This is a genomic window from Synechococcus sp. ROS8604, assembly GCF_014279655.1.
GTDB lineage: Bacteria > Cyanobacteriota > Cyanobacteriia > PCC-6307 > Cyanobiaceae > Synechococcus_C.
In genome coordinates, this window is the sequence record NZ_CP047946.1 from 1,505,531 (window position 1) to 1,530,545 (window position 25,015).

Sequence of the window (25,015 nt, forward strand, 5' to 3'; positions counted from 1 at the left end):
ACGCAACCCTTTGAGGTTGGTGAAGCGAGAAGGAGGTGCGCATCGGCAAGGCGTTCACACGCAAAGCTCAATCCAGTTGCCTGCTTTCCACCTTCTGCCGAATCGATCCAGGTAGCTCACGGATCAACGACTGATCGGCAGACATATCACCGCTATGACGTTCTAGGGGCGCCTCAAAGAACAAGACACAGCGAAGTTCTGTGAGTGATTTGGCGTCTCCGCCGTTGGCTAAATCCGCACAAGGTTTAAATCCACCTTGAACGTCGTAGCCGTTGATTGTGTGAGCAAAGCGATTCCATGCATCCCAATCGCCATCTGGATTCGGGATGTCATCCACCTGCAAATCCTGATTACTGATCGGATGTATGGCTGACATACTTCGATGTGGTCTTGTCTGATGAGTTTGGATCCAATGACAAATAATTGAATCCTCCATTTGGGGACAAGATCACCTAAATGATCCCTCGGATGGGGGGAAGCAATATCGCAAGAAAACCATGATTATGGCTTCAGGGAAAATTCAACCATTGATGAAACATCGTCTTCTTGTATTTGGCAGATTGATCACCTCTATTACTGGTCTTATGGTTGTATTTGACACATTAGGCGTAAGTGATCTAAGAAGGTGCCACACAGCAGCTGAAAGCTATCGTCAATCAACAGCTGCTAATCCCTTTGTTATTTTAGGCGGAGTTGTTCTATCAGACCATCCAAAGCCCGTCACTAACACGGTGGATACAGAATTAAAAGCAATCTGTAGTTAGCTTCTATAAACGCATGCTCACATGCGGACTAGAGGCTCACACGCAGCTGTCAAGCTCTTTAATGCCGACCTCGTGACGCCTATCCCTCAGAAGGCTATAAAGCAATAATTAGAATCCACAGTCAGTTGGCATGACTGCGATATCTCGTATACAGATGTGCTGTGGCTGCTGCCAGCAGAAGAGAACAATTTTGGCGAGTTCTACCGGTTAAATGAAAGTCGGATTGCCGAGCACTTCGCAGTATTCCTCAAAGCTGATCCCCATCTTTTGATGAATCTCTGTTCGGATCAGCCCGGGCGCAAGGTTGATAACACGGACGTTGTGCTCAGCCTCGGACATATTCAGGCTCTCGCCCAATGAGCGCACGGCGTGTTTGCAAGCGTGATACACAGGTGCTCCTGGCGCAGGCTTGCGATCACCAATGGAGCTGATATTGATGATTGTTCCGCATTGACGTTCACGCATACCTTTCAAAACGTGGTGAATGCCATTTTTCACCCCTTTGATCATGGTGTCGAGTTCCTCATTGATCTGCTCGAGGCTGAGTCTGTCCAGTCCGCCGATGTGGATCATCCCTGCGTTATTAATCAGACAGCCAGTGGGCCCGTACTGACTCTCTGCTGATGCGATGGCATCTCCCAGCGCTGCGGCATTGGAGACATCGAGCTGCCGATAAAGCACTGGCTTATTGGCCAATGCGGGATCCACCTCCTGGTTTCTTGATATCAACAAACAGGGGTGACCAGCTGCAGTAAAAGCATGTGCCAAAGACTTTCCGATCCCCGCGCCCGCCCCCGTAATCACCACCAGTTGTTCTGTCATGGCCTCGATCAACTGCCGAATTGCTCACAGCTTGGCAAGAGACCCTTCACCTCGTAACGACTTAGACCTGGTGAGCCACATCCTGGAGAAGACTCCAGGGCAATAAAAAACCCCGCTCGTGGCAGGGCAATAGAAATCACCTCACTCTTGATCGCGATTAGACCATGGTCAATGGCTCAACATCACTGATTCCACAAAGGAGCATGAGCTGGTCACCTCAGTGAAAAGACGTGCTCAATGCTCTGATCTACGCCTGGGTCAGCAACGCCAGAAGACCTATGCCAAGTTTTAGGTGGAACTCGAAAATGAAAGACATCACAAGGGGATAGTCCCCTTTAACAAGGACCACTCACCCCTCAACCATTCGGATCAGCTGATAAGGAGGTTGACTGTTCTCAGATCTTTTGCCATCAGTGGTGTGTGGGACAAGCTCTTGGTGGGGCGCCCACGTCATGAGGACGGTGGCGGCTTTTGTCGCCCCCCTCTTCATGCCCTCTGCTTTTGCGCCAGACGCTCAGGAAACATTGCTCTGCTCGGCCTCTTCTGCTTCAGCGCGTAGGAAACGCTTGCGCTGAGCGGATTCGTATCCAGACAATTCGACTGGTTTCTTCTCGTTGGTTTGGGTCTTGGGCTTGTCTAACCCCATCAACAAAGGATGCATTCCTCTTCGGCTCATTTGACTTGTCCGTTTATTTGAATTCCGCGTCTTGGTCAGCTTGACCTGTACACGATTGTTTAATGATGACGTCTTTAAAGCAAACATGCGGTGTGATTGGACACAATTGACATGAAGTGTTGATGACAATTGCGTCATCGCTATCACCCTGCAGAGCTGGATTACGCTCAAATCCCAGTGGTGGGTTGTGGTCGCAGCCACACTGCATTCAGCCGCACCCTCTCCATGCTCTTGCCGCTACTGACCAGCTTGATCGCCATGGCAATACCAGCAAAATCAGGCCCCTGCCCTGCTGGGGTGGTGAATCAACTCGATGGGCTCTACCGCTGGCAGGTTCAGCGAATGGAGAAGCGCATTGACCCGGTGAAGGATCTCTCCAGCCAGCGTCAGCGCTTCACACCATCACTGTTTGAGTTGCTGATCGAGGCCAGAGCTCTCACACCCGTCCGTGATGGCCGCTATCTCGACTTCGACGTGTTCAGCAATACCCAGAGCGAAACGCTCGGAGCCCAGGTGAAAAGCTGCAGCGCAGGGAAGAACAACAGCCTCAAGGCTGAGGTGGAAGTGGAGGTGGGTCTACGCGGCAGATCCAGTGGGATTCCACGCCGTTTGCAGTACGAGATGAACCGAGACAGCAAGGGCAGCTGGCGCATCAACGACATCACCTATGGCGATGAACAGGGCTTTAAGCTCAGACCGTTTCTAAAGGAGCTATTGAATCCAAGCTCCTAATCCTCAGCGACATGGGTGCCCTCATCGAGGGCCATCAACACCATCGCTTTGAAGTCGTCATCACTGAGTTCGCCATAGGCAGCGCGCAGCTGTTGAAACAAGAACTGCACCACCTCGCCGCCCGTGATGCCGGCGGCGAGGTGGTGCATCATGCAGAAATGTTGGCTTGCGACCATGCCAGCGGGGTGATGAGACCTGAACAGTGGTTTGAAGCGTGGTCTGAGGCGTGATCTCAAATATGGGCTCATTGACAAGGCAGACACCGGTTGGTGTCAGCCCATGGGTTGCCCTTAAAAATCAATTTTACGAGGAAGAACATGTCCATACAAAATCAAATCAGTGAGCTCAATCCAACATCGCTTTTTAGATTGAGTTGATGGCTGAAATGCCAAAATGATTGCTTTCATAGCGATAGTTGCTTTGCCAGAGAACGATTCAACTTCGATGGCTACAGACAAACGCACGGCGTTATTCGAGCTTCTGCTAGCAATCGCCACTGAGCAAGTTGGAACATCAGCGATGAAAGCCTCAGAGGGATTTTCCACGCTTGAGCTAACGATCTTAGCGGCAACGGGTTATATCTTTTCACTGATCTTTTTTGGAAGGAGTATGCGTATCTTGCCGATGGGATTTGCCTATGCACTTTGGGTTGGCCTTGGCATGATCACCTCATCAATTGTCGGTATTCTGATCTTCAAAGAATTACTTAGCTTATCTGTCATCCTAGGCCTATTGATGATTGCATCCGGCATTGTTGTTCTGAACGCTGCACAAGGCGAGACAGTCTGATGGGGCTTGGATATCTAATTCTTCTCTTGGCCATTATTTGCGAAAACATTGGAACAACTGCTCTCAAGGGATCTCATGGCCTAACGCGTCCAGTGTTTGCAGCAGCTGCATTGGCAGGATACGGCCTGAATTTTTCTTGATGGGGCAGGCACTCAACCGCATCCCTCTCGCCATTGCCTATGGCATTTGGTCCGGCCTCGGCATGGCGATCGTGACGATCCTGGGGGTTGTCATTTACAAAGAGTCGTTCAATTGGAAAATGGCGATCGGGCTAGGTCTGGTTATTGCTGGCTTAATCAGCATGAACGTTGCTTAGACCGACAAATCCCTGGAGCCAATCAGCAATACACAAGGCTTCGTTGACAATCAACGAAGCCAACAAGCTTTTGAAGATCATATCTAGGCAATTGCAAAGCCAATAAACTTCCCCAAAAAACAAACAAACAAATAAATAAACAATCCATCTTTAGCGAAGACCACCTCCGCTATCGCGATCCAGGCATGGAGGGCCGGAGGGCCAGCCGGATGCCAGAGAGCGTGACTAAACCGTGAGCACTGGCTTAGAGATTCGTGCTTCGCCGATCCTTTTTGCAGTTAGGTGTGCTGGGCGCTCTCCTCGGGAGCACCAGCCTGGAGCTGTTCAGGAAAACCCGTGCCAAAGCACAGTCATCCTGGGAGCGGTTCATCAGCCAACCCACGTTTCAGAGGCCCCGCAATCCAGACACGGTGGTCCTGGAAATTGCAACAGCACCGATCACTGTTTTGGGGCAAACCTTGGATCGTGGCTGCATTCGCCAGCTGAATGGCCAGCGTGGATACACCACGACGCAAGCCAAAGGCATCAATCTCGAGCTGATCAACCAATTACCGGTGCCCACAACGGTGCATTGGCATGGCTTGATTCTTCCCAATGCCATGGATGGCGTGCCCTATGTCACGCAACCCCCGATTCCCCAAGGGCAATGCCAACGCATCCACTACCCGCTGGTGCAAAACGGCACCTTCTGGATGCATTCGCACTACGGCTTACAAACCCAAAGCTATGTAGCTGAGCCGTTTGTGATTCTCGATGAGGACAAGAGCGTTGGGCTGATCGCACGATCAGCGTGATGCTGCGGGACTTCAGCTTCACGCCCGCCAGCCAAATCCTCAACAACGTGGTGGCTGGAGAGCGCGGTGGTGGCACGGCCATGGCTAAAAGCTTGGCCGATTTCGCTTGGCATCAACCACGAACGCTGCTCACCCAGCAATGGGATCCAGCGACGCAACGCTTCGGAATGAAACAAGAAAAGGGGGTTTTGATGATGGGCTCCGATGTTGTGTACGACGCGCTGCTGGCAAATGAACGCAGCCTCGATGCTCCAGAAATCATTGATGTAGAGCCTGGCGAAACCGTGGCGATCCGCTGGGTTGCCGGCAGCGCCTTCATGAGCTTTTTCCTCGACCTTGGCGATCTCGAAGGAGAGCTGCTACGCATCGATGCCAATCCCGTGGAGCCGATCCGCGGCTCCCTGTTTCAACTCGCTCTGGCGCAACGCCTAACGCTGCGCATCAAGGTTCCAGAAGAACCTGGGGTGTTTCCATTGTTGGCCTTAGGGGAACGTAGCAACCTGCGTCGTGGCGTGGTGCTGCGCAACAACCCGAAGCTCAGCGCGCCCGATTTGGCGCCGCAAACGGATCAGTGGACCGGTCCCCTCGATTTCACCCAGGACAAGCAACTGCGGGCAACAAATCCCCTCGCTGGTCGTGCTGCTTACAACACAATCCCCGTGGCCCTCACCGGCCCTGCTCCCAAATACACCTGGGGACTGAACGATCGTTTTTATCCATACCGCGATCCCTACTGGGTGGAGCAGGGCCAACGGGTGGAGATGGTGTTTTCCAATCCCACGCCGATGGGGCATCCCATGCATCTGCATGGCCATGAATTCCAAATCCTCGAAATCGATGGCACGCCCTTGGACGGCCCAATGCGCGACACCGTCTACGTCCCCAAAGGAAGCACCTGCCGCATTGCTTTTGATGCCAACAACCCAGGCATTTGGGCCTTCCACTGCCATATCGCTTATCACCATGTGCGCGGCATGTTCAATGTGGTGGCTTACCGCTCAGCTGATCTGAGCTGGTGGGATCCAAGTGGCTTTGGCCATGAATACCTTCCGTTTTGAGAATGAGTCGATCACTTCTTTGCAAATTAAATTAAGTAATTCACCTATACATAGCCCCAATCATTCGGGTCACAGTGGCATCACATTGCTGACACAATACCTTCAATTCAAAACCATCAACGCGTGCTAAAGCGGGGTTAAAAATATCCATCCAAGAGATATCAAGGAACTTGAAATAAATGCCATGACTCAATACGACAGAAAGCCGACAAAGACGACTCTAGATAGGCACCGAAAAAGTGAATCAAAACCCAAACAATGGAGAGACTTGTCCATATTGAGTCGAAAACCGAAGCTACATCTACGCACTTTGCCATTACGCCATGGATCGGCCAAAAGAGGCATAGGATCCTTTTGGATCTGCCCCTTGGAATAATTCGCATCCAAGGATTTTCTGAAATAAAGATTTAGAGAAAAGCTTACTGGTTGGCGAATGATTGATGCTGGTTACGCATGTTAGCGTACTAAAAATATAATTGCTGATTCGATTTGCGCACTCTTCCCCGCAAAGCATATCAACCATCACAATTTCATATTCAATAGCTGTTCCTGGTATCTACGAACGCACAATTTGTTGTTTCTCATCGCTGATTACCTTAAAACTTGCATCAAACTTATCCCCGAGAATGCTTGTAAAGTAGTCAACCGGCCAACTTTGCTCTGGCATCTTAATCGCTAAGAGATTTCCAGTGACTATATTAATCTCATCTAAAACACCTACTGGCTTTAGCAGCAGTGCGGGTGCCGAACATACCGCCCCGACCATACCTTTTTTTATGTTGTAGACGTAGCCTGTCGCTTAAGAACGTTGATGCTGCACGGTTTATTGCACCTAAGATACCACCTGCCATGGCAATTAAATCCCATTGCTGATGAACAACATTCACGAGAGGTTCATCGACAACAAGGCGTCCTTCATTAAAGTCACTATATCTTCATTGCTTACACTGGCAATGACAACCTCAATATCAGCACATCGAAGCACATCAATCATTGCTATCACTTCGACATCCTCGTTGCTATTAGCGAGAGGAATCAATGCTCTGTATCTACCCCGCGCCGCTTAGTTTTTCATACTTTGCCCGTCTTTTAGGACTGATTGCGACTCTGGAGATCGAAACGGATGACCACCATCCATAGACAGCTGATCCTTTAAACATTCGCATATGGGGAGATCTTAGTCAGGTAACGCCGATTTAGAAGTCGTCGTCTGGTGAAAGGTTTCAATGACCTCATCCGCTAGGGACTGGCTCTCTTCAGTAGGAATGAGCACTTCGAGATAAGCAGCTCCTTGATGAGCACTGATTGCTGCCAATGCTTGCTCAAGCTCGGCAACAGTTCCAGCCCGTCCACACCACCAACCCTTGCAGCCAAGAGCAGCAGGAATGCTTGCGTAGCACCAAGGTGGCAAATCGTATAAGCATGCCCCGTTTCACTGATCAATGACTCGATCCCATGAAGGCATTGTTAAGAACGATCACCACAGTATTCAAGAGCCGCCATAAGCAGCAGAGTTCCTGAAACAGACAAGAGAGATTTAGGACGAAAACCTGAATGTAATAACAACATGGAAGAGCATTCAATAAAAAAGAATGCAGAAGGAGGTTTAAAAGTTGAAGGTTGTTTTCACCAATCCACCAAGCTGACTGAAGGTATCATCAGCAGGAGTGAGTTGACCCAGTGGACGACTTAAATAGAACAATGCGGGTGTCACACTAATGTTGTCGGTAACCTGGAATTGATACCACCATTCCCATATATAATTGCCGTCAGCTGGAGTAGAATCACCCTTCAGGCTTGTTGCAAAAACAGGCTGTCCTACAGCCATACCTGCATTGTTGCCCTTCAGGAAAACGTCACTCCATTCCAGCCCAAGGTTTCATGACTGACTTACCGTGACATCTCCATCATTTTTAGCGTAAAGAGAGTTATAACCAAATCCTGCAGAGATCGATGGTATCCAACCACTGTCTTGTGGCTGCCAGGAGCCACCAATGCCCCAAGCATTCATAAAGGCATTGGAACCAGAAAAGTAGTTGTCTGCCGCAAATGCAGTACCGAATCCACCGACTAATTCAGATGGACTTTGGACGCCTGACCAAATTGCAGCGATGTTCCAGCTTTCAGATTCATAAGCAATTTGAACGGTTCCTGAAGCCTCAGAAAATGCGGTTCCCATACCACCAGCATAGGGTCTGAACTCGAACCTTGTGCAGCAACATAGTTCGCAGAGACACTGAAACCATTCTCAGTAGACCAACTAACACCAGCTCCTACTCCCAGGTTTTTGTTGTAAGCAGCTGGTGCACCATTCAGTGTTGTTACATCCAAAATTGGATCGCTTGGATATGCACTAGGCCAAACGGCAAGCATATCTTCCTGACCAACACGGGCACCAAACGTGAAAGTTAGTGAATTGCCGACGGGGAACTGGTAAAAGAGTTTGTCAATACCTAAAGAATTTGCACCAGAATCCTCCTGAAATGCTGTTTCTAAGGTTGACAAGCCATTGGGATTACCACCAAATGCAAAATTGCTAGCAAAATTTCCTGACCTCAAGACTGTCAGCAGTAAATCCTTACCAGTGAAACTCGTTTCAAGGCTTAATTGAAGGTCATAGTTAAATGTAGTGGCACCAAAATCTCTGTTCGCTGGATCGGCTTTAGATTTGGTTCCATAAAAATCATTCGCACCAACAACAAATGTTGCCAATCCAGAAAGCTTTGTAGTGGTGGAGAACTGAGTGGCTTCCAGTTCGCCAACGCGGGCTTCCAGTCCGTCAACACGGCCCTTGAGGATGGCGAGTTCCTTTTCAAACTCTTTCATCAGGCGCTTGAGCTCGTCGGTCACTTCGGTGACGCGGTCGAGACAGGCGTTCAACAGAGCAGCCGCTTCAAAGCGGGTCATCGCCCTGTTACCGCGGTAGGTGCCGTTGGGGTAACCAGCCACACAGCCGTAGCGCTCGATCAGGTTGCTGAGTGCCTGATAAGCCCAGTCGGTTGGGTAAACGTCAGAAAACTGAGTGATGCTGGTGACTTGCTCGCGGCTGTTCGATGCAGAGCTGGCGGCGTAGTCAGACACACCGTTGATGTTCAGCTCAGTGGCGTTAGCAGCCACAGGTGCCAAAAGGCCCAGGGCCGCTGGGGCCACCAGCAGTTGATGGAACGTTTCAAAACGGCTCTACACGAAAAAGCGAGAAATAATGATTATCATTCTTACTCAAGAGATAGTACAGGGGGTATAGCGACGTACTGCCAACACCTGAATCCGTATGGATCGCATACTGTGACCTGATGCCTAGGCGGTCCCAATCTTTAAAGCCGTCCTATTTCTAGAGAGAACATCGCTTTTTCGACCGTAGATTCTGGACCGCATTCTGTTCTGAATAATGGCATTGCAGACTCAATTTTTTGAGGCTTGCCCAGACTTGAGTCTTCACTTCAGCCTTCAGTACTCAAGCCCATTCAAGCAAGAAAATATAGAGTTTGTGTTCAATATGTGTGGAGCCCAGCCGAGCTATCTAGCTTCCAGATGGCTATGGATGGCTCAAACCATGAAGGTCGAATCCACCAATTTGCCACTGCGCGGCATGAAACGTGGTGGAGGTTGCTCCATCATTACTGGTTGGGGACGGACAACGATCAGCCGAAAGAGCAAAAGGCTCTGGCAAACCTGAAGCACAAGAGCGCTTGTTTGTCTTGCGCGTGGGGTATCCGATCAGATCTGTGGAACGCCAGCTTTTAAACGGGTTCCTGTTCTGATCCGTGCACAAGTTCATGCTAACGATAATTGATTGTCCATTTAACGCTAATTGATCTAAAAATTGTCAGCTCACCCCTTCATATTTTTGATGACTCAGAACGTCATGAGCGATGAAAACTAGGTGATCGACGATAAACCGGAGTCTCAAGACCAACTAAGCGGGCTTTGAGCTGTAGCGCCAAATAAAGCGAGTAGTGACGGCACAAATGCAAGTTGCCTCCATGAATCCAAAGGTTCTCCACTTGAGTGGGCTTCCACATGTTGCGAAGCTCACCTTCCCAGGGACCGGGGTCCTTAGGGGTATCAGAGCCAAGCCCCCAAACCTTGCCGACCTTCGCTGCCACTTCGGGTGAAATGAGATCCTCCAAGAAACAATTCATGGAGCCATAACCCGTGGCATAAACCACCAGATCAGCCTCCAAAATGCTTCCGTCATTGAGCACCACTGTTTCAGGAGTGAAGCGTTCGATTTCGACCCCACTACGAAGCTTGATGCGACCATCCGCCACAAGCTCCGAAGCACCCACATCCATGTAATAACCGGAGCCTCTGCGCAGAAATTTCATGAACACGCCAGTATCGTCAGACCCGAAATCAAGTAAAAATCCGGCCCGTTCTAACCGGGTATAGAAGTCTGCATATTCAACTCGCATCGCGTCATAAATTGGCTTCTGCCACTTCGGTAGAAGCTTGTAGGGGATGGAAGCCATCGTCATATCCGACTGCTCAGGTGTGATGCCCTGCTGTATTGCTTCATCTGAATAAATAGACCAGGCACCAAATTTTTCTAGCGCCGGCACCGGCGCAATCATTGTCGAACTGCGTTGCAACATCGTCACCTCGTCCGCTCCGACCTTCCATAGAGCTGAGGCAATGTCATGGGCCGAGTTATTTGAGCCCACAACTACGCAGCGCTTGCCGCGATAAGCGTCAGGTCCGGGATGGGCGCTGGAGTGGTGCTGCTCTCCAATAAAGCTGTCAGCACCAGGTATCTCAGGCAGGTTCGCATAGCCCGAAACTCCCAAAGCCATCACCAGGTGGCGGGGTCGCAGCTCCACCGACTGGCCGTCACGCTCTGTGCGTACCAACCAACGATCCTGGTGCGGATCAAAGCTCGCGCTAAGGGCTGGAGATCCACACCAGACGTGCAGTCCCATCAAATTCACATAGGCCTCCATCCAGTCAGCGAGGCGATCCTTGGGAGCAAAGAGGGGCCATCCCTCAGGGAAGGGCAAATAAGGGAATTTGCAGTACTGAACAGGGTCATGCAAGCAAAGGGTTTTGTAGCGGCGGCGCCACTGATCGCCGGGTCTGGCCAACTTCTCCAGCACCAGGGTGGGCACCTCCATGTGCCGAAGACGAGCAGCAAGGGTTAGACCAGCCTGACCGCCGCCAACAATGACAACATCAGGCTGTTCCGTGACACCCAAAGACTCCTGCTCTGCTTCACGACGCTCCGACCATGACAAACGTTGGGGATCAACGCCAAAATCAGCACCACGCTGTCGATATTCGCCGACCTGTTGCTCGTGCCCATTCAGAGCATCCATTGCTGTAAAAAGCGTCCAAATCCTTCCCTGACGCAAGCGGACATGACCGCTACAGCAAGCAACACGGGTTTGAAAGCAAAACCACCCCTCTAAAACACCATCAGTGTCCAGAGGAACACCAACGATCTGGAAATCTTTTGGCGCAACATCATCCAAGCGTTCATGCAGCATTGCTTCGATGGCTGCGGGCCCTTCTTCTGTCGTTAAATTCCAAGTGAATGCAACCAAATCACGCCAGAAGCAATCCGGGGCAAATAACGGCATCACGGCTGTAGAGTCGCCTGTCTGAAGCGAAGAAGCGAATCTGACCAACCAGTCCTGCAATAAGTCAGACGGAGAAGACATCTGGACTAATCAAATTCACACTATGACCATTAGCCCCAAGAATGTCAGCCTTTCCGTTGCAAATTTTTGAAAAATTATCCCACACCAGATCTACGATGTTTGACCACGACATTGGCATTATGGCTCTTCACCATTTGCAGCAGAATCAAGCATTATAGTATCACTGATTTCTTCCTTAGACCAAGAGAAATGGCTAATATCACTTCAATTTATCGTCAAAAAAGCTTAACCTGCATGGGCGAATAATCGGATCTAAGATCCAGAGTGCCCAAACGACACATGTATCGGAGGAAGACACCCTTCCGGCACACAGAGTTAAAAAGAAAAGAGAGCCATAGAGAAAAACATAATCTCATTGAGAATCAATATTGTACCAAGATACTACAAATTAGATATTCAGGATTGTCATCATCTCAACGGCATCCTTCACTCGCAAGAAACTTCTGGAATTAATGGCGGTGCACCTATCCTAAAAGGGGCTTGAGAGTGGATCAAAGTCATCAAATAGGTGTCATAGATCTGAGCTCATAAGCGATCCCCTACCCCAGCAAACAATTAAATGAAACGCGCCACTGCGAGACCAACACTGGCACAGGTGGCCGCTAATGCCACCTTATAGCCAGTAATTGCAAAGCATTTAAGAGGTATGTCCTGGAGATATCTCCTGATTCTTGTGCAACTCGATGAGTTGACGTGCAATGAGCGGCAAAACAGACCTCTCGGTTCGTGATCTGCCTTGATCACGCGAAAAAATTGTGATCAAGTGATGGACAACTTCCCGATGAATGCACATCTCTATGGCTTCATGCTTTTCGCAAGATCAAACCAAGATCTCGCGGCTCACGGATTGCCATTCATGCTCTCGAGCCTTTAGCCGGGACCAATTAGCTACAAAGAAAGCTAGGAAAGGATGAACGTCAACATCGTCAAAAAAAAAAGCAGTCGTAGGTCTTCTCCAAGCAAGAAGTGACCGATCAATGCCGATGGTATGATGAGTTGGTAGGTGTTGCTGATTTGCCAAACTCTGCAACCAAAGCTGCCGAAAACTCATTGCGGGCAGCCTAACCGCACACCCACGAAACCAAAAATGAGGCATGAGCTGAAGTTGGTTACATCCAGCCTGGAAAAACAAACCTGCCTTAGGGCGTTCACCTGTAAGGAATCAGGTGTCAGCATTGGCATCCTCTAGATGCCGACTTCTGGTTCCAAGCCATAGCAACAGCGAGCTGCCCGGATACAGGCCAGGCCAGGCCAGTCAATAAGAATGCAAACGTAATGCACATAGCCGTGCCATCCATGTTGATTTGCCGAGAGAGCGACCTGCAGAAGAATGAAGAGCAAGACCCAAAGGGAAAGGCCGATAAGAAGCCATTCCCTGGCGTCGGCCAGCTGCTGATCACCACAGCGACAATGGATTTGCAGCCCACGACAAACCAACCACGCCTGCTTGAAATTTATGCCGACGGATGGTCATGAGGTTTCAAGAAGTTCTGACCATGCAGGAGATGGCTTAAAACTCGCGCATCTGCGCGCCTGTATCAATGTCTAGCAAGATCAAGCATGAATTCATGAGAACCTATGGTGACCAGAATATACCTAACTTCTCTAAGTTCAACAGCTCTTCATTCCAGCGTTAAAACTCTGATCAAACAATCAAAGCCAATTCTTCCGTCTGGTACCCCGATCGACGTCGAATGGCTCGGTGAGCAGTTAGGGCTTCGTGTTGAGGGGCTCGAGATTGAGCCTTTGGGAGTTCCCCAGGGTTTTACATCGAACACCATGCGCCTGAGGCCTCGAGGACCTTCTGATGATTTGCCGTAATCCTTGATTCTCAAGATTGACAGTGACGATCCGCAATCCCGCGAAGTTGCTTTAAAGCTAAATTGTTTTCGAAGAGAAGTGGGGTTCTACCGTACATTTGCTCTCCAATTCCCCTCGTTGGTACCCCTTAACTATGCAACGGGAAATGGTTCGAGTGATGAAGGGCGTTGGCTCCTACTGGAAGACCTTTCAGCTATGGCGGTTGGCAATCAGGTGCGAGGAGTAACGGCTAATGCCAGTTTCCTAGTCCTTGATGCCATGGCTCAGATTCAAGCCCGATTCTGGAACTCATCGGCTTTGCATGGCGATGACTGGTTGCCTGATCATCAATTCTGGTTTCAGGGCAGTACGGAGTTGCTGTCATCGTTTCACAGCAATTTCTTAGATGACTATGAGCTGCGTGTCGAGCCTGAAGCTCTTCAAACGATCGAATTTGTTATTGAGAATTCACAAGACATTGACGAAACAATGGCAAAGCGGCCATCAACTTTAGTTCATGGTGATCTTCGCGTTAAAATGTTTTGTTCGGACAAAACACAACTCAACGCAACGTTGTTGTTCTTGACTGGGGAACACCCACACGCTCGATGGCTGCGATGGATCTTGCTTATCTCATCGGGGGTAGTGTCCCGATGCCCGCTCGTCGAGGCAGACTGCGTGAACTTTGTGCAAATTGGCATCAAAGTCTCAAATCTCACGGCGTAGAGGATTACTCGCTGGAAGATGCCTGGGCAGATTTTCAGCTCGTGTCATTGCGCTGCCTGAGTTCGGTACTGATTTTGCACAATTGGCAATTGGATCCCAATATCAATTCGCGTGCAATTTTGCTGAACGATGAGTGGATTGAAAGATCTTGCTCACTCGTAGTGGAGATCGAGGCGCTTGAGGCTGTGAAGTCTATTATCTAAGATTCTTGCTTGAAAATATTAGCCATATATTAAACCTATCGCCTATCTCTAAGGTGATTGCTTAATAATTTCCATTGCGAAGCAGCGGCCCTATCCATAGTGATTAATTCATTACAATATACTTGTTTACCCGTCGTCCGGCCCACTCATCGTGATTATTAGCCTGACGGTTCAAGTAGTCACTAAAAACAACAGTGGAAAGAGAGCTTTTGCCTTCCAGGCATGCGTTTCCAAGGCTTTAGGTTCAATTACTATAGGGACATCATAAGCACGGCACAAATTACTGATGATATCGATATAAATCTACCACCAGGGATATCAATCAATTACGAAAAGAAAGCAATTAATTTAATTTAAGGACATTAATAAAACAAAGACTACAGAGTCCTCTTTTACAACCAAAAGGACAATTAAAGAAAGGATCTGAACACAACACTCTTTTGTTTTTACGGACACGGATTTGAAGAAATGTTAGAATTACCTCCTGTAACAATTGAGAAAATAAAAAGGGGGTTTGCCGACCTTCAAGGTGATGATTTGTTGATGACGCCACTAATTATCAGATGATCACCAGTAAAGGGCTTGATGTTGATCATCAAGATAATTAAGACAATTCAGCCTTTGATGGGAGCTATAAAATATTCATAGTCCGTACCGTGTGATCCGAAGAACAACGCTTTGCGCATCATTATTCTTGGTGTTGCAGACGGCGACAGAGGCCAAGGATTGAGTTGCCTGCATTGCGATGGCACGACCAATCGATCCAGATCCACCGTTGCCACCACAATCCCACCACCGAGATTATTTGAGATCATTTATCTGAAGGACTGACGCTTCTTGCTCAAAGCACGGATGCAATCACAATCTTTGAAATCATTTGCAATGTTTACTTGATTGACGGGCCACAGGTAGTTGTGATTGAAAGATTTGATGCAATGGATCCAAGCAATCGATGTTGATGGACTTTTGTTTGGTGATTGATGTTGCTGTTACAGAATCATGGAATCTGACGTTGATGGCTATGGCTAATGCTGCGGCTGCCACTCGGAAGTGTCTTTTTCTGTGGAGTTAAGGGGGGGGGGTGAAACCTGAAGTGGTCTCTAGTTTATGGTGCAACTGGGCAGGATGATGTGCAAACTCCTGACTTGGTAACGTCGACAAAAGTTTTTGAACGGCGTGATCATGCCGTCCGAGTAGTCATTCCTGAAGAACCAACTATCTCAAGCGTTTTTCGCTACCGCTTCTGGACCTTCACCTTCATGATCGCTCCAGGTGCTGGCACTTACGCACGACGGACTCCATAAAAGGCTTTGCCGGTGGGGATTCCGTTTTTGCCACCTCTACTAGGACTCAGCGTGATAGTTGTTGTGCCGTCTTAGTTCGGCTCTGAGGAAAATGTGATCTGGTCGTAGATCTTCAAATCGTTTGGGATCAGCAGTTTGTTATCGGTTCCGTAGTGGGTGACGGAGAAGTAGCCGCCTAGCTTGTAAAGACCAGAGGGCACAGTCAGGGTGTAAGTCGCATCACCTCGAAATGGTGCGCCAGTGTCGTCGACCAGGATCGTGGCATAACGGACCGTGTCCGCAGGCGTTCCAAGCTGACCAAGTTTGACTCCTGGTGCGAGATCCAGAAAGCTGACGTCGCTGCTGACCCGACCGAGGGCTTCATCGGGATTGATGTAGGAGATCACCGTATCGATCACAGCCTGGGCATTCTTTGTCGTCTCTGAACTGAATTGCTTGACCTCACGCTGTATGTATCCCTTGCCGCCCTGCATCTGGAATTGGCTACAGGACGCGACAACGGCGTCAAGATTGTCGACAACCACCATCCTGGTCAGCACAAGACCCTGATCCGTTTCCAGCTCGACCACCAGAAAGTCAACGGCGGGGACCGCCTGGCCTGGTCGCTTAAGAAGGATCGGCTTTGGTGGGTTGGTGATGAAAGCCGGCACGTTGTGCCTCATATCGAAAACAGACAGCGACATGAATTTGTCGTAAGTCGGCGTCGTCAGGATCGCGGGGCCATCTGAAAACCATTTGTAGCCGTAGTCCCTAGTGGCTTGTGACGTAACCACCGTCGTGTCGCTGGGATCCACCAAACCGGTGAACTGGAAGCTCCCCTTCTCGTTTCTCTCCAACCAAGTGGAACACGGGCAGTCGCTCAGCCATCGCGCCCATCAGGCCATTAAGCGTACTCAGTTCACCCACGCCGTAGGTGGTACAGACGATGCCAGCCCCACGGCGGCGGGCGTAGCCATCAGCTGCATAGGCCGAATTCAGCTCATTCGCTGATGGTACCCACGTCAGCCGCGCATGCACTTCCACCGCATCGTTGATGGAAAAGGCATAGTCACCCGACACACCAAACACATGGCCGATCCCAAGATCTGCGAGGCGATCCAGGGCATAGGTCACAGCGAGAGGAGTCATCAAGCCGGGATTGCAGATCATTTACTGATGCTGATCGCGATCATCCCCTGAAGCCATACGACACCCAGAGATCTGCAGCTAACGGTGCCTTGAGTTCCTCAATCAGTCGCTGTCAACGAAAACTGGTGGCGCAAGCAGAGGCGAGCAATCATCCCTTCTTCGTCGGCTGGAACCACAACAGTTTCAAACGCTCCCCACCAATTAAGTGATTCATGCAGCTCAATGTGAAGAGCTTCGTCGTGTTCACCGATGCCACCGGTGAGGGCGAGAACATCCACTCCTTGCAGGCTTGCAGCCATGGCTCCTAGCTGTTGCAGTAGCCGGTGACGAAACACGGCAAGGGCCAGTAGAGCACCGGGATGGGCTTCCAGGGCCAACTCACGGATTTCGCGCATCTCTCCGCTGAGGCCGGATAGTCCCTTGAGGCCTGACTCGTTCAGCAGCAAGTGGCTGAGTTCTGTTGCGTCATATCCCTGCCGGATCAATTCGAGGATCAGTCCAGGATCAATGGTCCCTGATCGCGTCTGCATGACGAGTCCCTCTAGTGGAGTGAAACCCATGGTGGTGTCGATGCAGTTGCCACCCTTCACTGCTGCAAGCGACGCTCCTCCACCAAGATGAGCACTGATCAAACGAAGCTGAGACGGGTCACGTCCCTTCGTTCGCCAGTAATCGGCAACGTATTCGGAGACGTACTGATGGTTAATGCCGTGAAAACCGTAGCGATGAAGTCCCCTGTCGCGAAGGCTCTGCGGGATCGCGTAGGTGCTAGCAGCCATAGGTAATGTGCGATGAAACGCTGTGTCAAAGCATGCCCATTGCGGGCAATCAGGCACCAAGCGCTGGGTCCAGGCCAGTCCAGCAAGAGCCGGTGGCTGATGCAAGGGGGCCAGAGGGATGAGCATCTGAAGTGCATGCTCTAACTGCGGTGTGATCAGCGTTGGAGAAGTGAGGTCCTCACCGCCGTGCACCATCCTGTGACCGATGAGCTGAATCTGATGGCGATGACGCTCAACAACTGGAGTCAGCCACTGATTCAAGACTGTGCTGACGGACTCCCCTGTGCTTCGCTTGCGATTGCAGTACCAAACTTTGGCTCCCGTGGAATCCACCAGGGAAACCTTGAAACTGGAACTACCGAGATTGATCACAAGGACGAGGCTTGTCATCAGCGGTCCACCCAGTTGATCTCAATATAGAGAGGAAAGATGTTCAAAATGTTGTCATCCTGCCCGAGGAAGATCGGAGCCCATTGGGCCTGGTATGTTGCGGTCGCTCAAGAAAGGGTTGTCCACCGCCAGTTGTTGATTTCCGGAGCATCCATGCCATGGGTATAGGCATAGACGCGATGCTTTTGAATCTCATCTTTCATTCGCTCTTTAACATGGGCAGCTCTATAGCCAAGGAAATCAACACGGTCAATCACATCGATCACGAGGTTGAATCGATCGATCTGGTTGCTGATGGCTAGCTCCAGCGGAGTGTTGATATTTCCCTGTTCTTTATAGCCGCGGACATGGAAGCGACTTTGCTGATCCCATCGATAGACCAGCCTGTGAATCAACCACGGATAGCCGTGGAAATTGAAAATGACGGGCTTACTCGGGGGGAACAAGCTGTTGAAATCCCGTTCAATTAAACCGTGGGGGTGTTCAGTCGCCGGAGCCAACGCAAACAGTTTCACTACATTGACATAACGCACCTTCACCTGAGGGATTTGATCTCTCAGGATTTCAATAGCAGCCAAACATTCTTTCGTTGGGATGTCACCAGCAGAAGCAAGAACAACATCTGGTTCATCGAGATCAGTTCCGCAATCGTCGTTACAAGCCCAATCCCAGATCCCCAAACCTTTAGCCACATGGCGCCGAGCCTGCTCCAGCGTTAGGTACTGAAGATGTTTTTGCTTATCCGAAACAATGATGTTGGAGACGTTGGTTTCTGTAAGGGCATGTTCGGCAACAGCGAGCAAGCTGTTGGCATCGGCAGGTAAGTAAACGCGGGTAATCGAGCCTTTTTTGTTGCCGGCAAGGTCCATGAAACCTGGATCCTGATGGGTGAAACCGTTGTGATCCTGGCGCCAAACAGTGGAAGAGATCAAGCAGTTCCAAGGACCGATCGGAGCCCTCCAGGGAATCTGCTCACAGTGTTCCAGCCATTTGCAGTGCTGGTTATACATCGAAGAGATCACGTGGGCGAATGCCTCATAGGTATGGAAAAAGCCATTACGACCCGTGAGGAGATAACCCTCCATCATTCCCACCAGCGTGTGCTCAGACAGCATCTCAATGACCGAGCCATCTTTGGAGAGTTCGCCGCCTTCAAGATCCTCAGGCAGATCATTCGCCATCCAAACTTTCTTTGTGGCTTGATAAACGGCTTGAAGCCGATTGGAGTGGGTTTCATCTGGGCCGAACAAGCGGTAACCACCTGGGTTATCTCGGATCAAGTCACGAATGAGCTCGCCTAATGGATAAGTGTTCTCCGCTTCTGTGGTTCCCGGGTTCTGAACCTCCACGGCATGCTGCTCAATTGCGGAGAACAACAGCTCCTTGCGAAGCACACCTCCGTTGGTATGGGGATTGCTACCCATACGACGATCACCGCTCGGTGATAACTGACGAATATGCTCCATGACAGCTCCGTTCTCATCGAACAATTCCCACGGCCGGTAGCTCTTCATCCAATCTTCAAGAAGCCGTAGGTGGCTCTCATTGGTTTTCACATCAGCAACCGGAACCTGATGCGATCTCCAGAAGTTCTCGACTTTTTTACCATCAACTTCGCTTGGGCCTGTCCAACCCTTCGGAGAGCGAAGAACGATCATGGGCCAGTGAGGCCGGAAAGCTTTGCCGCTACTGCGAGCCTGTTGTTGATGCTGCTGTATTTCAAGAACGGCCTGTTCCATGGCGATCGCCATGGAACGATGCATCGTCATCGGGTCGGAGACTTCAACGAAGATCGGTGTCCAGCCATAGCCCTTGAACAAGGATTCAAGCTCCTCATGATCGATCCGACTGAGGATGCTCGGATTAGCAATCTTGTAGCCGTTCAGATGCAGGACTGGTAGGACCGCACCATCGCGAATGGGGTTGAGGAACTTATTGATATGCCAACTTGTCGCCAAGGGGCCGGTTTCCGCTTCGCCATCGCCCACACAGGCGATGGTGATCAACCCTGGGTTGTCTAAAACCGAACCGCAGGCATGGGAGAGGACATAGCCGAGCTCACCGCCCTCGTGGATCGAACCAGGCATCTCGGCAGTGCAGTGACTGCCGACATGTCCTGGAAAAGAAAACATCTTGAAGAACTTTCTGAGCCCTTCTGCATCGATTGATTTATCTGGGTAGCGCTCGGTATAGCTTCCATCGAGATAGACCGGGCCACGGACTCCTGGGGCCCCATGCCCCGGTCCAGACATGTAAATCATGTCCAGGTTGTATTGATTAATCAGCCGGTTGGCGTGGGTCCAGATAAAGGCCTGACCTGGACTACTTCCCCAGTGACCGAGCAGACGGTTTTTGATGTGCTCGGGGCGAAGCTGCTCCTTGAGCAGGGGATTGTCCTGCAAATAAATCATGCCGACGGCGAGGTAATTCGCTGCTCGCCAGTAAGCGTCAAGTGCCAGAAGCACCTCGACATCAGGTGCAGAGATTTCGATGGTCGTCTGACGGAGTGAGCTCGACATGGATTGCAATTCAACGATGGTTTGTGGGATGAGCACACACCATCGCGTTGTTTTTAGCGCTCAGAATATGTGAATGCATGCACCATAGACATCATTTTCTGTTTGAGCCGAATCTGCAACACTCTCGCGAGAAGAGGATCAAGTTGAGAATGGAAGCGCCAGCAAGCGCTTAATCAAACAGGTTGTCACTTTCTGCGACAGACGCATCACAACTTTTAAACTTCTATCAAGCACTGTAAGTTAAGAAGACAACATCCAAGAACTTACGATTCATTCTATTGCCTGAAAACTTCTCGGACAATTCAACCAAGGTGAAACTTTTGACAATCGGAGGCGTGCAGAGCATATCCGCTGTTCGAGAGGAGTAAACCGTGGAGACCGACCAACCCGTAAGCAATCGCTTTCAACACAAGTTGGGTGCAGCCCTTGGCACCAATGACATTGGCAAGATGCATTTTCACTGTTTCCAGTGAAATCAACAATTGGTTGGCAACCGCTTAGTTGCTCAAGCCAAAAACCAGGGCTGACACCACTTTGATTTCTCGCTTCGATAGCTGCTCCACAAAAGGCGGAACATCCTGCCTGGGAAATTGGACTCTCAAACGATATGTCTCGCGCCCAAGCTGCCGAGGCAAAGCTACCCAAGACATCTACCCAAGACATCTATATAACAGCAGCAAAGACGATCACTGAGGCATAGAGGGATCAATCGTCAACCAGACCATGCAATTTGGCGAAAGGATCCCAGCTCGGATCGCGATGCCAGTCGTACTCCGCAAAATTGGCGGCTTGCTCTGCCGCTTGCTGGCTGACCAGCTTGGCAATGACAGCGAGCGACATATCAATTCCAGCGGACACGCCCGATGAGGTGAAGAACTTGCCATCTTCCACCCAGCGCGCTTGTTTCTGCCACTGCACCTTCTCGCTCTGGGACGTCACCCAATCGAAGGCCATCTTGTTGGTGGTGGCACGTACCCCATCCAGCACGCCGGATTTGGCCAGTAGGGCACTGCCAGTACAGACGGAGGTCACGAGAGTGGCTCGCTGCGACTGATCCTTCAACCAATCCAACAGCACCTGATTGCCAACCTCATGCCGTGTACCTGGCCCGCCCGGAACCAACAGCAGATCAAACGCTTGTGCATTGCAAAAAGAACAATCCACGATGCTCTCGGGCCCCTGGTGGCTGGCGATCACGCCGCCATGCTCACAGATCAGGCGGATGTCGAAATGGTCTGCTGCCATTCCATACATTTCCAGTGGACCAAAGACATCAAGAAGTTCAAACCCTTCAAAGAGAAGAACTCCGATGCTTCGTTTGTTGGACATTGGCTAGTCCTCACGCGTGGATGACGCCCATAGCTGGTGCAAGCGGCCGTTGCCAAGGCTGCTGGCTTCGAGATCAGAGCCGCGTACCGCTGCGAATAGCACTAGCGGGTTCGCTGATCGGCACTCCTGGCCTCCAGTGCTGCACAGAGATCGTTTGCTTTGGGGCCGGGATGCCGCTTGCTGGTGGCTTGATCAGACTGCGCCAACCGCTGGTCCACTTGATCATCACGCTGCCATTGTCCCGCAGCGACCAGGAGCCATCGGCCACTTGATCGATGTTGTTAAAAGCCATTCCCGAGGAGGTGAGCACCGCGAGATAGGGGGGTTTCTCGGGCTGGGTTGGCTGCAGTTTGTACGCTCCCACCCAAGCCGAGACCGGACGCGTGAGTTGCACCGCCTTGCCGTGATTGCTGGGGCCTCCATTCAGTGAGGCTCCTGGTTTCCATGACCACTGGACCAGACCAGCCGGGCCGAGTTGAATCGTGTCGGTCCAACCGTCACGGTAGGTCGAGCGGATGCCGTTCCCCCAGGGCTGCCAGCTGCCGGTCTCCAACAGCTGATTACGCGTCATGCGCTGCGGCACTCCAAGATCGGGATGACGTTTGCCGATCACTGTGAGCGAAGAACCATCGGCTCGCAGGATCAGATTGAATGGCACATTGTCATTATCGGTCAGCACCCAGGTACCCAGCATGCGTTTGGCAACGGGATGAGGAAAACCAGCCCCGAGAAGCGCGCCACACAGCAAAACTGCAGCAGGGGCTTTCAACCAGACAAGGCCCATGTCAGTTCGGTTCATTCCTTTGGTTTAGCAGCAGTGCACACAAGCCACCGCAGGCTGCAGGCTCAGGAAACACAAATAAGGCAAGTGAGTAATTCTACTCAAGTGCTTGAAATGGTGATCAACAGCACGATCAGACTGGAGCAGCAAAGAGCACATTGAGAGTACTGGGGCATCAAATGGTGATCATCACCATGGTGACGCCAGCATTGAAAACAGACACCGAAATGCTGCTGTTATGGACTCGCTGACCGCCTTTGCTGCCATTGGATTGACAGCTGTGGCTTGGGATGGCTCGCTCACTCCAGCGGGGGGACGGGCCTTTCGCCATGCGCTCGATTACCGCGAGCCCTACTGCAACATGCGTGAGCAATCCATGATTGATCTGATCGATTGCCTCCTGACACGCCGCCGGGAAATCGGTAACAACGCGCTCATGCTTGAAGCGGCTCAGGCGCTGAGCAGCAGCCAATCACTCACCGCTTACGCCATGGCATCAGAGTTGATGCGATCTGACGGTCCTTACGAGCCCGAAGAACGCCGGCATCTGGATCATCTGGCTCTGATTCTCTCGATTGCCAAACCGGAATCCGATCGTATCGATTCGGTGTTTGATGTCTTGCACAATCAACTGAAGCTCTGGTCTGAACTGCAAACTCAACCAGCCTAAAGATCCTGAATCTTCAGGACGATGACATCAACGACAGCGCCTCGATAAGGGTACAAAATTGATATGTGCGGAACTGAGGATCAAGCGTGGATGCAGATAGCGATCCTGCTGATCAGCGCTGGCCCTGGTGGTCGCTGCTGCCACTTAGTACTCCATTACGGCAATAGGTCTGAGGGGCTTGGGCTTATCCCTGAGTTGTCCCTGGAATTCGGTGCAATTAGGTGATTTTGAGGGCATTTCTCGAGAGAATTGTATTCACCAGTCTCTCTGCCTCTCCAGAGAAACCATGAAGGGGGTCTCAGTCGCGTTTTGTTGCTCTGAAGTGCTTTATCGAAGTCTGTTCGAAGCTTGTGCGGTCCCTTTCTGGTTTGGGCTGTACCTGCTTGTTTTGCCATGACGCTGCAGCGCCTCGCCGTGAGTGGTTACCGCTCCCTCCAGAATGTGGTGCTGCCCCTGGATCGTTTGACCTTGGTCACAGGAACCAACGGCAGCGGTAAATCCAACCTCTACCGGGCCCTGCGTTTAATCGTGACCGCGGCCCGAGGCCAGCTCGTGGGTGCCCTGGCCCGTGAAGGCGGGCTGCCGGCGGTGATGTGGGCCGGGCCGGAACGATTGAGCCGGGCGATGCGTCAGGGGCAACAACCGGTGCAGGGAGGCTCGCGTCAGCAGGCCGTGCGCCTGCGGCTGGGGTTTGCGGCCGATCCCTTCTCCTAACGGAAGTACAGGGCCAGACAACCCTGGAGCGCAGCGTCTGGCGCTGGCCGGGCTGATCAGCAACAGCGATCAACCTCTGCATGAGCCCGATCCCACCGCCGATGGCTGACGCAGCTCAACCTTCTCCCTAACTTTCCAGTGTTAGTTGGTTTCGTGTTGTGATGCTCTCTGTCGTCACGGTTGCTGGTTTCGCTGCTCTGCTGGTGAGTCCACTGGCGGCCCAGGCCAACAGTGATGCCATCACCTTCCCTCGTAAGGGTGAGGTCTGCGATCAGGTGGGCCAGGTCTGTTACGACAGCTATGGGCCTTCGATCGGCATCACCAGGATCTACTTCGGCCAGTTCGCCGCGGATCGCCTGTCGCAGAACCTCAGCCGCTCCAGCAGCCGCGACTTCCGGCTCAGCTCTGGTGAGGCCTGCAGCATTGCCCAGCGCACCTGTTGGAACGATGGGTGGAATGCGCAGAACAAAGACAAACGGCTCACCAGGCAGTTGTTCGGCTCCGCCCCGGCTCAGCCGCAGCCCCATGCACAAAAGCAGGTGGCCCGACAGTCCGGGTTCTGCAGCCTCAGCAAGGCGGGCCGAACAATGTTTGATGGACCCTGCGATCTCAAGCAGGTGGTGAAGGGCAACACCAGCCGTTTTCGCATTCATCTCAGCAACGACAACACCTACGTCTTTTCCAACAAAGGCGGCCACAGCTACACCATCAACGATTCCTTCGGGGGCAGCTGGCCGGTGACCTTTGTGGATCACGGCAACACAGGCGTGTTCCGCTTTGCCAATTACAAGCTGGTGGCCACGCAGAACAACGGCAACCCGCAACCCACGGCTGGGGAAGTGGCTGGAGCGGCCGTCGGCGCGATGCTTGAGAACCTGTTTCGTTAATCCGTTGGCTCGCCCTGTTCCCCTTCTTCACGGGCCAGGGCGTCGACGCCAAATCACGGCCAGAGCGAGGCCGAAGGCCAGCAGGGCCAGCATCAGGCTCGCCGCGGTCGCCACCAGCGTGGCCGCCCTGCATCTGTGACTTCGCCGTCGTTGCAGCGGGGTTGGCATCGGCGATCC

General features: G+C 51.4%; 24 protein-coding genes and 2 pseudogenes. 11 read left to right on the forward strand and 15 right to left on the reverse strand.

All coding sequences use genetic code 11. The annotated features are described in order from the left end of the window. Positions 1-67: 67 nt before the first annotated feature. The 3 genes from SynROS8604_RS07910 to SynROS8604_RS07920 form a co-directional block, all read right to left on the reverse strand. Positions 68-376: a hypothetical protein gene (locus SynROS8604_RS07910; protein ID WP_186543561.1), complete on the reverse strand. Its 309-nt coding sequence runs from the start codon at positions 374-376 to the stop codon at positions 68-70. Between the two features lie 595 nt (positions 377-971). After that, a complete protein-coding gene (locus SynROS8604_RS07915; protein WP_255444948.1) occupies positions 972-1,586 on the reverse strand; it encodes an SDR family oxidoreductase in 615 nt (204 codons plus the stop codon). A gap of 514 nt (positions 1,587-2,100) precedes the next feature. Next, positions 2,101-2,247 (reverse strand): hypothetical protein, encoded by a 147-nt coding sequence (locus SynROS8604_RS07920; RefSeq protein ID WP_186546083.1) that lies wholly within the window; start codon positions 2,245-2,247, stop codon positions 2,101-2,103. 144 nt (positions 2,248-2,391) lie between these two features. On the opposite strand from SynROS8604_RS07920, the gene SynROS8604_RS07925 reads away from it, so the two are divergent. Next, positions 2,392-2,994 (forward strand): DUF3828 domain-containing protein, encoded by a 603-nt coding sequence (locus tag SynROS8604_RS07925; protein WP_255444949.1) that lies wholly within the window; start codon positions 2,392-2,394, stop codon positions 2,992-2,994. Here the strand turns inward: SynROS8604_RS07925 and SynROS8604_RS07930 are convergent. Next, a complete protein-coding gene (locus SynROS8604_RS07930) occupies positions 2,991-3,170 on the reverse strand; it encodes a hypothetical protein (RefSeq protein WP_186543562.1) in 180 nt (59 codons plus the stop codon). The genes SynROS8604_RS07925 and SynROS8604_RS07930 overlap by 4 nt on opposite strands. A 268-nt stretch (positions 3,171-3,438) precedes the next feature. Between SynROS8604_RS07930 and SynROS8604_RS07935 the strand changes: the two genes are divergently transcribed. The 4 genes and pseudogenes from SynROS8604_RS07935 (at position 3,439) to SynROS8604_RS07945 (ending at position 5,951) form a co-directional block, all read left to right on the forward strand. Continuing rightward, a complete protein-coding gene (locus SynROS8604_RS07935; RefSeq protein WP_186545891.1) occupies positions 3,439-3,783 on the forward strand; it encodes a multidrug efflux SMR transporter in 345 nt (114 codons plus the stop codon). Further along, positions 3,783-4,099, forward strand: a pseudogene (locus SynROS8604_RS07940) (multidrug efflux SMR transporter). Before SynROS8604_RS07935 ends, SynROS8604_RS07940 begins: the two are co-directional and overlap by 1 nt. Before the next feature lie 254 nt (positions 4,100-4,353). Further along, the gene (locus SynROS8604_RS15845) at positions 4,354-4,893 is read left to right on the forward strand and encodes a multicopper oxidase domain-containing protein (protein ID WP_255444950.1); all 540 of its coding nucleotides are present in this window, start codon (positions 4,354-4,356) and stop codon (positions 4,891-4,893) included. Continuing rightward, positions 4,893-5,951 (forward strand): multicopper oxidase domain-containing protein, encoded by a 1,059-nt coding sequence (locus SynROS8604_RS07945; RefSeq protein ID WP_255444951.1) that lies wholly within the window; start codon positions 4,893-4,895, stop codon positions 5,949-5,951. The genes SynROS8604_RS15845 and SynROS8604_RS07945 overlap by 1 nt, the downstream gene beginning before the upstream one ends. A gap of 883 nt (positions 5,952-6,834) precedes the next feature. On the opposite strand, the gene SynROS8604_RS16225 is transcribed toward SynROS8604_RS07945, so the two are convergent. The 4 genes and pseudogenes from SynROS8604_RS16225 to SynROS8604_RS07960 all read right to left on the reverse strand — a co-directional run bounded on the left by SynROS8604_RS16225 (position 6,835) and on the right by SynROS8604_RS07960 (position 11,608). After that, positions 6,835-6,990, reverse strand: coding sequence for a hypothetical protein (locus SynROS8604_RS16225; protein ID WP_370586491.1), 156 nt, complete (start codon positions 6,988-6,990; stop codon positions 6,835-6,837). Between the two features lie 138 nt (positions 6,991-7,128). Further along, the gene (locus SynROS8604_RS07950; protein ID WP_255444952.1) at positions 7,129-7,362 is read right to left on the reverse strand and encodes a hypothetical protein; all 234 of its coding nucleotides are present in this window, start codon (positions 7,360-7,362) and stop codon (positions 7,129-7,131) included. Between the two features lie 195 nt (positions 7,363-7,557). Then, positions 7,558-9,104: pseudogene (locus SynROS8604_RS07955) on the reverse strand (iron uptake porin). 710 nt (positions 9,105-9,814) lie between these two features. After that, positions 9,815-11,608, reverse strand: a complete 1,794-nt coding sequence (locus tag SynROS8604_RS07960; RefSeq protein ID WP_186543563.1) for an NAD(P)/FAD-dependent oxidoreductase — start codon at positions 11,606-11,608, stop codon at positions 9,815-9,817. A gap of 1,296 nt (positions 11,609-12,904) precedes the next feature. Here SynROS8604_RS07960 and SynROS8604_RS07965 point away from each other — a divergent pair. Together SynROS8604_RS07965 and SynROS8604_RS15850 are read left to right on the forward strand one after the other, a co-directional pair. Next, on the forward strand, positions 12,905-13,084 hold the full coding sequence (locus SynROS8604_RS07965; RefSeq protein ID WP_186543564.1) for a hypothetical protein: 180 nt from the start codon (positions 12,905-12,907) through the stop codon (positions 13,082-13,084). Between the two features lie 348 nt (positions 13,085-13,432). Further along, positions 13,433-14,134 carry a hypothetical protein gene (locus SynROS8604_RS15850; RefSeq protein ID WP_255444953.1) on the forward strand — a complete coding sequence of 234 codons (702 nt, stop codon included), beginning with the start codon at positions 13,433-13,435 and terminating at the stop codon, positions 14,132-14,134. Positions 14,135-15,712: 1,578 nt separating this feature from the next. On the opposite strand, the gene SynROS8604_RS07975 is transcribed toward SynROS8604_RS15850, so the two are convergent. The 6 genes from SynROS8604_RS07975 to SynROS8604_RS08000 all read right to left on the reverse strand — a co-directional run bounded on the left by SynROS8604_RS07975 (position 15,713) and on the right by SynROS8604_RS08000 (position 22,585). Further along, a complete protein-coding gene (locus SynROS8604_RS07975) occupies positions 15,713-16,414 on the reverse strand; it encodes a DUF1214 domain-containing protein (protein WP_222930082.1) in 702 nt (233 codons plus the stop codon). Further along, on the reverse strand, positions 16,392-16,769 hold the full coding sequence (locus tag SynROS8604_RS07980; RefSeq protein ID WP_255444954.1) for a thiamine pyrophosphate-binding protein: 378 nt from the start codon (positions 16,767-16,769) through the stop codon (positions 16,392-16,394). The genes SynROS8604_RS07975 and SynROS8604_RS07980 overlap by 23 nt, the downstream gene beginning before the upstream one ends. Before the next feature lie 98 nt (positions 16,770-16,867). Continuing rightward, on the reverse strand, positions 16,868-17,938 hold the full coding sequence (locus SynROS8604_RS07985) for an acetate/propionate family kinase (protein ID WP_186543567.1): 1,071 nt from the start codon (positions 17,936-17,938) through the stop codon (positions 16,868-16,870). 107 nt (positions 17,939-18,045) lie between these two features. Further along, the gene (locus tag SynROS8604_RS07990) at positions 18,046-20,457 is read right to left on the reverse strand and encodes a phosphoketolase (protein WP_186543569.1); all 2,412 of its coding nucleotides are present in this window, start codon (positions 20,455-20,457) and stop codon (positions 18,046-18,048) included. 705 nt (positions 20,458-21,162) lie between these two features. Beyond that, on the reverse strand, positions 21,163-21,786 hold the full coding sequence (locus SynROS8604_RS07995) for a DJ-1/PfpI family protein (RefSeq protein ID WP_186543570.1): 624 nt from the start codon (positions 21,784-21,786) through the stop codon (positions 21,163-21,165). 73 nt (positions 21,787-21,859) lie between these two features. Then, on the reverse strand, positions 21,860-22,585 hold the full coding sequence (locus SynROS8604_RS08000) for a hypothetical protein (RefSeq protein WP_255444955.1): 726 nt from the start codon (positions 22,583-22,585) through the stop codon (positions 21,860-21,862). A 220-nt stretch (positions 22,586-22,805) separates the two neighbouring features. Between SynROS8604_RS08000 and SynROS8604_RS08005 the strand changes: the two genes are divergently transcribed. From SynROS8604_RS08005 to SynROS8604_RS08015, 4 genes are all read left to right on the forward strand, one after another. Next, positions 22,806-23,237: a tellurite resistance TerB family protein gene (locus SynROS8604_RS08005; protein ID WP_006852746.1), complete on the forward strand. Its 432-nt coding sequence runs from the start codon at positions 22,806-22,808 to the stop codon at positions 23,235-23,237. Between the two features lie 393 nt (positions 23,238-23,630). Next, positions 23,631-23,951, forward strand: coding sequence for an AAA family ATPase (locus SynROS8604_RS08010; RefSeq protein ID WP_186543572.1), 321 nt, complete (start codon positions 23,631-23,633; stop codon positions 23,949-23,951). Further along, positions 23,929-24,060, forward strand: coding sequence for a hypothetical protein (locus SynROS8604_RS15855; RefSeq protein ID WP_255444956.1), 132 nt, complete (start codon positions 23,929-23,931; stop codon positions 24,058-24,060). Before SynROS8604_RS08010 ends, SynROS8604_RS15855 begins: the two co-directional genes overlap by 23 nt. A gap of 52 nt (positions 24,061-24,112) precedes the next feature. Then, positions 24,113-24,838, forward strand: a complete 726-nt coding sequence (locus SynROS8604_RS08015; protein WP_186543573.1) for a YcgJ family protein — start codon at positions 24,113-24,115, stop codon at positions 24,836-24,838. Between the two features lie 27 nt (positions 24,839-24,865). Here the strand turns inward: SynROS8604_RS08015 and SynROS8604_RS08020 are convergent, their stop codons facing one another. Then, a complete protein-coding gene (locus SynROS8604_RS08020) occupies positions 24,866-25,006 on the reverse strand; it encodes a hypothetical protein (protein WP_186543574.1) in 141 nt (46 codons plus the stop codon). Positions 25,007-25,015: the final 9 nt, after the last annotated feature.

Coding starts and splice junctions, on each gene's coding strand:
- SynROS8604_RS07990 (WP_186543569.1), bottom strand. CDS start 20,457: ATGTCGAGCTCACTCCGTCAGACGACCATCGAAATCTCTGCACCTGAT.
- SynROS8604_RS07995 (WP_186543570.1), bottom strand. CDS start 21,786: ATGTCCAACAAACGAAGCATCGGAGTTCTTCTCTTTGAAGGGTTTGAA.
- SynROS8604_RS08010 (WP_186543572.1), top strand. CDS start 23,631: ATGACGCTGCAGCGCCTCGCCGTGAGTGGTTACCGCTCCCTCCAGAAT.
- SynROS8604_RS07920 (WP_186546083.1), bottom strand. CDS start 2,247: ATGCATCCTTTGTTGATGGGGTTAGACAAGCCCAAGACCCAAACCAAC.
- SynROS8604_RS08015 (WP_186543573.1), top strand. CDS start 24,113: ATGCTCTCTGTCGTCACGGTTGCTGGTTTCGCTGCTCTGCTGGTGAGT.
- SynROS8604_RS07960 (WP_186543563.1), bottom strand. CDS start 11,608: ATGTCTTCTCCGTCTGACTTATTGCAGGACTGGTTGGTCAGATTCGCT.
- SynROS8604_RS07910 (WP_186543561.1), bottom strand. CDS start 376: ATGTCAGCCATACATCCGATCAGTAATCAGGATTTGCAGGTGGATGAC.
- SynROS8604_RS07965 (WP_186543564.1), top strand. CDS start 12,905: ATGTTGATTTGCCGAGAGAGCGACCTGCAGAAGAATGAAGAGCAAGAC.
- SynROS8604_RS07915 (WP_255444948.1), bottom strand. CDS start 1,586: ATGACAGAACAACTGGTGGTGATTACGGGGGCGGGCGCGGGGATCGGA.
- SynROS8604_RS08000 (WP_255444955.1), bottom strand. CDS start 22,585: ATGAACCGAACTGACATGGGCCTTGTCTGGTTGAAAGCCCCTGCTGCA.
- SynROS8604_RS08020 (WP_186543574.1), bottom strand. CDS start 25,006: ATGCCAACCCCGCTGCAACGACGGCGAAGTCACAGATGCAGGGCGGCC.
- SynROS8604_RS07945 (WP_255444951.1), top strand. CDS start 4,893: ATGCTGCGGGACTTCAGCTTCACGCCCGCCAGCCAAATCCTCAACAAC.
- SynROS8604_RS07985 (WP_186543567.1), bottom strand. CDS start 17,938: ATGACAAGCCTCGTCCTTGTGATCAATCTCGGTAGTTCCAGTTTCAAG.
- SynROS8604_RS07930 (WP_186543562.1), bottom strand. CDS start 3,170: ATGGTCGCAAGCCAACATTTCTGCATGATGCACCACCTCGCCGCCGGC.
- SynROS8604_RS07980 (WP_255444954.1), bottom strand. CDS start 16,769: ATGACTCCTCTCGCTGTGACCTATGCCCTGGATCGCCTCGCAGATCTT.
- SynROS8604_RS07935 (WP_186545891.1), top strand. CDS start 3,439: ATGGCTACAGACAAACGCACGGCGTTATTCGAGCTTCTGCTAGCAATC.
- SynROS8604_RS08005 (WP_006852746.1), top strand. CDS start 22,806: ATGGACTCGCTGACCGCCTTTGCTGCCATTGGATTGACAGCTGTGGCT.